9 protein-coding genes are annotated in these 6,579 nt (G+C 70.4%); 5 read left to right on the top strand and 4 right to left on the bottom strand.

Going from position 1 to position 6,579, the window contains the following annotated elements:
- Nucleotides 1-170, bottom strand: a 170-nt coding sequence (locus D7V88_RS37585) for a DUF2256 domain-containing protein (RefSeq protein ID WP_147449037.1), incomplete at its 3' end; no start/stop codon positions are given.
- Between the two features lie 138 nt (nucleotides 171-308).
- Here D7V88_RS37585 and D7V88_RS37590 point away from each other — a divergent pair.
- From D7V88_RS37590 to D7V88_RS37610, 5 genes are all read left to right on the top strand, one after another.
- Nucleotides 309-695 carry a BlaI/MecI/CopY family transcriptional regulator gene (locus tag D7V88_RS37590; RefSeq protein ID WP_120545377.1) on the top strand — a complete coding sequence of 129 codons (387 nt, stop codon included), beginning with the start codon at nucleotides 309-311 and terminating at the stop codon, nucleotides 693-695.
- Nucleotides 692-2,572, top strand: a complete 1,881-nt coding sequence (locus D7V88_RS37595; protein WP_120545378.1) for a M56 family metallopeptidase — start codon at nucleotides 692-694, stop codon at nucleotides 2,570-2,572. The genes D7V88_RS37590 and D7V88_RS37595 overlap by 4 nt, the downstream gene beginning before the upstream one ends.
- Nucleotides 2,573-2,662: 90 nt before the next feature.
- Complete coding sequence (locus D7V88_RS37600; RefSeq protein ID WP_120545379.1) at nucleotides 2,663-3,553, top strand: 4-hydroxy-3-methylbut-2-enyl diphosphate reductase; 891 nt, start codon at nucleotides 2,663-2,665, stop codon at nucleotides 3,551-3,553.
- Between the two features lie 27 nt (nucleotides 3,554-3,580).
- The gene (locus D7V88_RS37605) at nucleotides 3,581-3,859 is read left to right on the top strand and encodes an SRPBCC domain-containing protein (protein WP_244238607.1); all 279 of its coding nucleotides are present in this window, start codon (nucleotides 3,581-3,583) and stop codon (nucleotides 3,857-3,859) included.
- 193 nt (nucleotides 3,860-4,052) lie between these two features.
- Nucleotides 4,053-4,397 carry a DUF3703 domain-containing protein gene (locus D7V88_RS37610; RefSeq protein ID WP_120545383.1) on the top strand — a complete coding sequence of 115 codons (345 nt, stop codon included), beginning with the start codon at nucleotides 4,053-4,055 and terminating at the stop codon, nucleotides 4,395-4,397.
- A gap of 112 nt (nucleotides 4,398-4,509) precedes the next feature.
- On the opposite strand, the gene D7V88_RS37615 is transcribed toward D7V88_RS37610, so the two are convergent.
- From D7V88_RS37615 to D7V88_RS37625, 3 genes are all read right to left on the bottom strand, one after another.
- Nucleotides 4,510-5,313 (bottom strand): HEAT repeat domain-containing protein, encoded by an 804-nt coding sequence (locus tag D7V88_RS37615; RefSeq protein ID WP_120545380.1) that lies wholly within the window; start codon nucleotides 5,311-5,313, stop codon nucleotides 4,510-4,512.
- A 54-nt stretch (nucleotides 5,314-5,367) separates the two neighbouring features.
- Nucleotides 5,368-5,781, bottom strand: coding sequence for a hypothetical protein (locus tag D7V88_RS37620; RefSeq protein ID WP_120545381.1), 414 nt, complete (start codon nucleotides 5,779-5,781; stop codon nucleotides 5,368-5,370).
- Nucleotides 5,782-5,858: 77 nt separating this feature from the next.
- Nucleotides 5,859-6,527, bottom strand: coding sequence for an NAD(P)H-binding protein (locus D7V88_RS37625; RefSeq protein WP_158625246.1), 669 nt, complete (start codon nucleotides 6,525-6,527; stop codon nucleotides 5,859-5,861).
- Nucleotides 6,528-6,579 lie beyond the last annotated feature (52 nt).

Genomic DNA, 6,579 nt, shown 5'->3' on the forward strand with positions numbered 1-6,579 from the left:
GCCAGCAGCTCCAGGATGAGCGCCTCCAGCGGGGAATCGCGCGCCTGGGTCCGCTTCCCACGGCACGCATCCGAGCAGTACCGGACCTCCTCCCAGTCCCGAGCCCACTTCTTGCGCCAGGTGATGGCGCGGCCACAGACGGCACAGGGCTTGGAAGCAGGAGGCGCCATGTGCCCTGTCCGATGCCGGTCTCCACGTCGGGTTTCAACCGGGGGCAACGCGTGGCGCCGCGAACTACGAAGACCTTCGTTGACACCTACGAAATCATTCGTATATCTAGTCCGTAGGGATGAAGGAGTGAGGGAGCCATGAGCCGAACCAAGCTGCCACGCCCCACGGATGCGGAGCTGGCCATCCTGCGGGTGTTGTGGGACCGGGGCGCCAGCACGGTGCGCGAGGTGCACGAGACGCTCCAGGACGGGAGCGGCTACACCACGGTGCTGAAGACGATGCAGATCATGACGGAGAAGGAGCTGGTGATGCGGGACGAGGCGCAGCGCGCGCACGTCTACAGCGCCCGCGTTCCGCGTGAGAACACGCAGCGACAGCTCGTTACCGACCTGGTGGACCGCGTGTTCGGCGGCTCCCCGGCGCGGCTGGCGCTGCAGGCCCTGTCCACGAAGAAGACGTCCCCGGAGGAGCTGGCGGAGCTGCGCCAGTTGCTGGACACACTGGAGAAGGAGTCGGAGTCATGAACGGTCTCATCCTGGAGTCGGTGGGCTGGGCGCTGCTGCACCTGGTGTGGCAGGGCGTACTCGTCGCGGCGGCGCTGGCCCTGGCGCTGCGGTGGGTGGGCAGTCGTTCCGCGAACCTGCGCTATGCGCTGGCGTGCGGCGCGCTGGGCATCATGCTCGCGCTGCCGGTGGCCACCGCGTGGCGACATGTCTCGCGCACGCTGGAGGCGCGCGCGGCACGGACGACGGCGTTCGTCGAGCGGACCGCCGCGCGGTCCATGAACACGGGAGTTGTCCCACGCAGGGGAGTCGCGCCGCTTCGGGCGCTGTCCCCTTCCGGGGCCGAGGCGCTGCCACTGAAGGAGCAGGTGTTCCAGCAGGTGGCCGAGCACCTGCCCTGGCTGGTGCTGGCGTGGGGCATGGGGGTGGCGGCCTCATCGCTGCGGCTGTTGAAGGGCTGGATGCTGCTGCGGCGGCAGGTCCACGCGGCCGTGCATGCGTCGAGGGAATGGCAGGAGCGGCTGGAGGCGATGGCGCGTCGGCTGGGGCTCACGCGGCCGGTACGCCTGCTGGTGTCGTCGAAGCTGGAGGTGCCCTCCACGCTGGGCTGGTTGAAGCCCGTGGTGCTGGTCCCCACAGCCACGCTCACGGGGCTCTCCGTGCGAGAGCTGGAGCTGGTGCTGGCCCACGAGTTGGCGCACATCCGCCGGCACGACTTCGCGGTGAACGTGGTGCAGACCCTGGTGGAGACACTGCTCTTCTACCATCCGGCGGTGTGGTGGATGTCCCAGGTCATCCGCGTGGAGCGTGAGAACTGCTGTGATGACCTCGCCGTGCGGCAGGCCCCGGGAGCGATTCCGTATGCCCGTGCGCTCACCGCGCTGGAAGCCCTGCGCTCCCACGGGATGGGCACGAGCGGCCCTGCCCTGTCCGCGCTGGGAGGCTCGTTGACGGACCGCGTGCGGCGGCTGGTCGTGGCGCCCGCGTCGCGTTGTTCGTCACGGCTGGCGGCGGGTGTTTCCATCTTCACCCTGGCCAGCAGCCTCGCGGTGGCGGTGCCCCTCACCGCGCTCGCCGTGCAGCCCGAGAAGATGTCGGGCGTGAAGGCCGCACCCGTCCTGGCCACCGCCACCGTGCGCACCACACCTGCCATCGCTGGCAACCCCACTCCATCCGCGGCGACCATCGCTTCCGTCCCCACTCCGGTGGTCGCGCCGCCGCCGACCGTTGGCGCCGCGCTGCCCCGTCCGGTCATCGTCGCGGCGGCTCCCTCGCCCACGAAGGGGCCCACCTCTGGCGGGACGAAGCCCGGCGCGGTGAGCGCCGAAGCGAAGGAGGCACCGGAAGCGGATGATGCGACCACGCGCGTGGGTGAAGGTCCCCTCACGGTGGATCAGCTCGTCTCGCTGAAGGTCGCGGGCGTCACCCCGGAAGTGGTCGCCCAGGTCACCGCCATGGGCTACGCGCCCACGGTGGAGACGCTGGTCCAGTTCGGCCACGCGGGCATCACCTCGGAGTACGCGAAGGCCATGGCGACCCGCTTCGGCAAGCCCCTCCCCTCCGAGCTGCTGGTGGGCATGAAGCACCTGGGCGTGACCCCGGAGTGGCTGGAGCAGATGGCGGGCCTGGGCTTCGCGAAGACGGATCCGGAGCAGTTGCTCGCGGCGAAGGCGCTGGGCCTCGACGCGGCCTGGCTGAACGACCTGAAGTCCGCCGGCTTCACGAACCTGGACCTGGACACCGCCGTGGAGCTGCGCGCCCTGGGTGTCACCTCCCAGTACATCCACGAGTTGGAAGCCGCGGGCCTGAAGCCCGCCACCGTGGATGAGTTGCGCCGCCTGCGCGCCGGTGGCGTCGACGCGGACTTCATCCGCCGCATGCGTCAGCCCCGGCAGTAACCCCCTCCCGCTTCACCCCACGGCCCACCCGCGCACTTCCCTTCTTGAGCGCGTGGGAGGGCCGTGCCTTGCCCGAAAGGAATCACCGTCATGACGTCCCGCCTGTCGCCGTGGCTCACCGTGCTCGTGGTGCTCTTCGCCCTTCCCGTCCTCGCCAGTGACGTTCCGGAATCCGGCGCCTGGGTCGGCACGGTGCGCGAGCAGGAGCTGCACCTGTCGCTGCACCCGAAGGACCGTCCCGATTCGCAGCACGGCTTCTCCGCGCCGCTCACCGCCTTCCAGGGGCTGTCCACGAAGGAGGGCAACAGCGCCCCCTTCAAGCTGGTGCGCGAAGCGGGCACCTTCGCCTTCGAGGGCCGCTTCGGAACCCAGCAGGGCACGGGCACCTGGCGGTTCACCCCCGATGCCGCCTACGTGAAGGCCCTGTCGGAGCTGGGCATCCCCAGGCCGAACGCGCAGGAGCAGCTCACGCTGGCCACGGTCGACGTGGGCCCATCGCGCGCCCGGGCGCTCGCCACCGCGGGCTACCGTTTGAGCTCGGTGGAGGACCTGCTCCAGGTGGGCATCTTCAACGTCACCCCGGAGTACGTGCGGGCGCTCGCCGCCGCGGGCTACCCCAAGCTGTCCCTGGACGAAGTCGTCCAGAGCCGCATCCACGGCGTGACGCCCGAGCGCATCCAGGCCCTGGCCGCCGCGGGCTACAAGGGCCTGGACCTGGAAACGCTCATGTCCATGAGCATCCACGGCGTGACGCCGGAGTTCATCCGGGAGATGCGCGGCCTGGGCTTCAAGGACCTGAAGGCCGAAGACCTCGTGGGCCTGCGCATCCACGGCGTCACCCCCGCGTTCGTCCAGGAGATGCGCGGCCTGGGCTACACGAACGCCAGCGCGGACGACCTGATGCAGTTGCGCATCCACGGCATCGACTCCGTGTTCGTCCGCTCCCTGTCGAAGGACGCCGGCACCCCACGCAAGCCGTAGCCCGCCGCGACACCGAACCCTGCCACGGTGACCCAACCTTCCGACCGGGAGGTCCGCACCGAACGGATCTTCAACGCGCCGCGCGAGCGCGTGTGGAAGGCCATGACCGACCCCGCGCTCGTCGTCCAGTGGTGGGGCCGGGGCAACACGCGGGTGATTGAGCGCATGGAGGTCCAGCGCGGGGGCCACTGGCGCTACGTCGAACACGCCCCCGACGGACAGCACGGCTTCGAGGGACGCTACCGCGAGGTGACTCGCTGTTCCACACGACCGAAGAGCGCGACGGCATGGTCCAGGGCTGCATGACCGAGGGCCTGAACCAGGGCTACGTGGCGCTCGACAAGGTGCTCGCCGCGCTGGGCTGAGCGGCCCGGCGTCAGCCTCCGTCCGGGGCTCCGGTTTTCGGAGGACCCAGGTGTAAGGTCCAGCGCGCGCGGGCGTCCTCTTCCCCAGAAGCCAGCCACCAGCCCCGCCGGCCCCAGGAGCGACCGCCGTGTCCATGAGTCCCCACCTCCGAGGACATTTCGAACAGGAGCTGCTCCAGGCCCGGGAGGCCGAGGCAAGGCGCGAACCCGACGCCGCATGGACGCACCTGGAGCGGGCCCACATCCTCAGTCAGGCCCACGTGCTGCCCCATCTGCGGGTCCACGGCTCGATGTCCGCCTTTGCATGGCGGGCACATGACTGGCGCGAGCTCCTGGGCCAGTTGCCACGACTCCTGCTCGCGGGGCCGGGTTCCCTCCTGGGTCGCGCGCCCCGGGGAAACACCGGCGGCGCGGACGTGGGCATCTTCACCCCGATGCCCATCCCCGAGGACCTCCAGCGCATCCTCCACCAGGTGTGAACGCACGCGGTCTTCACAACGGTGGTCCCGCTGCCGTCCGCGCGCGCCAACAACCCTGCCCCCAGGCGGATGCGGGTGGGCATGGCGGACTTCGCCGCCTCGAGCCGGGCCCTCAGGCCACCCGCTCCAGCGCGACGATGGCCTGGGCCCGCGTGCGAGTGAATGGGACGTCATCGTCCCGCCCTGCCCCACCGAGTGCTCGCAGCAAGGGGAGCAGCGACGCGTCGCCCAGGGCCCCGGCCGCTTCGATGAATTCGAGGCGGACGCGTGAGCGGCGCAAGGCCTTGCGCAAGGACTCCATGACCCGCGCGTCCTTGCGGCGCGCGAGCACCAGCACGGCCTCGGCGCGAATCGTCGGGCTGGCGTCGTCCAGGCGGCGCACGAGCACCTCCCGGAGTCCGGCGGTGTCGACCTCGTCCGGCAACCCGCGCAGGTAGCTCATGGCGAGCACTCGGACCCCCTCGTCCGGGTCCTCCACGAACGACAGGAGCAGGGCCAGCGGCTCGGCCTCCGGAGCCTTCAAGAGCGCCAGGAGCACCGCGCCCCGGACCCGCGCGGACGGGTGGTCCCTCAAGGGCGAAATCGCTGGCGGCACCCGCTCATCCCCGAGGTGGCCCAGGCCCAGGACCAGCGCATGGAGCACCTGCGCGTCCGCTTCCTCCTGAAGCATCGGCAGCATCCGCTCCACGCAGCGCGGACGCACGTCGGCAGGCTGCGTCAACTGCGCCAGGATGTCCGCCCCGCGCACCCGCTCCTTGGGGTGGGGCGAGCGCAGCAGCGCACTGGCGGCCAGGAACACCGGCTCACCGCCGCGACGGTGCAGGGCATCAACGGCCTCCCACGCCTCGGAGCTTTCCAGTTCGCCCCGCAACGCCTCCGCGATCAGCGCCTCCACCGTCCGCCCGTCGTGCGTCATGCCGCGAGCCTCCAACAGCCGGGGGACGAGCGGAAGGGCCCCCGCGGGGAGAGGTCACTTCGTGCCGCGCTGCTCCTGCCAGATGGGACGGTAGTCGTACGTGGCGTACATCTCCGTGCGGAACGCGCCCCACGCTCCCTTCTCGATGGCCAGGTTCACCGCGCGCAGCTTCTCCGGCGGGAAGCGCAGCGTGACGACCTGCCCCACGCCCATCATCACGTACCAGGACACCACCTCCACGCCCTCGGGTGGAAAGGTCTTCCGGAAGCCGGTGCGGTCGAGCTGGGCGTTGATCTCATCCAGCGTCTTCGTCTGGTCGTGCCGGAAGAAGACGGTCAGCATCAATGTGTTGTCGCCCTGCGCGGGCTTGGGGGCGGGCGGCCCGGCATGGGTGGGCATGGCCAGCATCAGGCCCGCGACGAACGGCAATGCCAGACGGACCAACGGAATGGAGCGGAAGAGCGGCATGCGGAGAAACCTCCTGTTCGCGCGAACAGCAGGCCCGCGCGGACCGTCCCCTTCCATACCGCAGGGCCCGCGGACCTTCAGCCCTGCGCCGGGAGTCCTCCGCCCAGGCGAAGGATGTCCTCGTTCTCCAGCACGTGCTTGGGCGCGCCCTGCTTGGCCACCTTCAACATCGCCCGGCCCAGGACGTCCGTGTCCGCCACCCATCCGTGCGACATCCGCTTCATGAGGGGTGCCAGCGGCCCCAGCATGCGCGCGATGAGCGGCGTACCGGGGTGCGGCTGGACGGGGTGGATGAAGGCGGGGCGGAAGCAGTAAGTCTCCGGCACCCGCCGCAGCAATTCGTTCTCCGTCCGGCCCTTCACCCGGGCGAACAGCGTGCGGCTCTGCTCCGTGGAGTCCGTGCCCCGGCCCGACAGGAAGCAGAAGCGCAACGCCGGGTTCGCGGCGGCCATCGCCGTCGCCGCCGCCACTGCGTAATCGTAGGTGATGACCTCGTACTCCGCCTTCGTCACCTGCGTCTGGGAGGTGCCCAGACACCACAGGCACGCCGCGTGGCCCGTCAGCTTCTCCACCACGGAGTCGTACCGCGTGAAGTCCGTGTGCAGCACCACGTCCAGCTTCGCGTGCGTGAGCGCCAGGGGCCTCCTCGACAGCACGGTGACGCGCTCCACGTCCGCATCCGCGAGCGCCTGACGAAGCACTTCCGACCCCGCGAGGCCCGTGGCCCCGGTCAGCAGAATCCGCATGGAACGGACCATGACCGGACCGCCGCACGGAGGGCAATCTCCCACCCCACCC

This window comes from Corallococcus terminator (assembly GCF_003611635.1).
Classification (GTDB): domain Bacteria; phylum Myxococcota; class Myxococcia; order Myxococcales; family Myxococcaceae; genus Corallococcus; species Corallococcus terminator.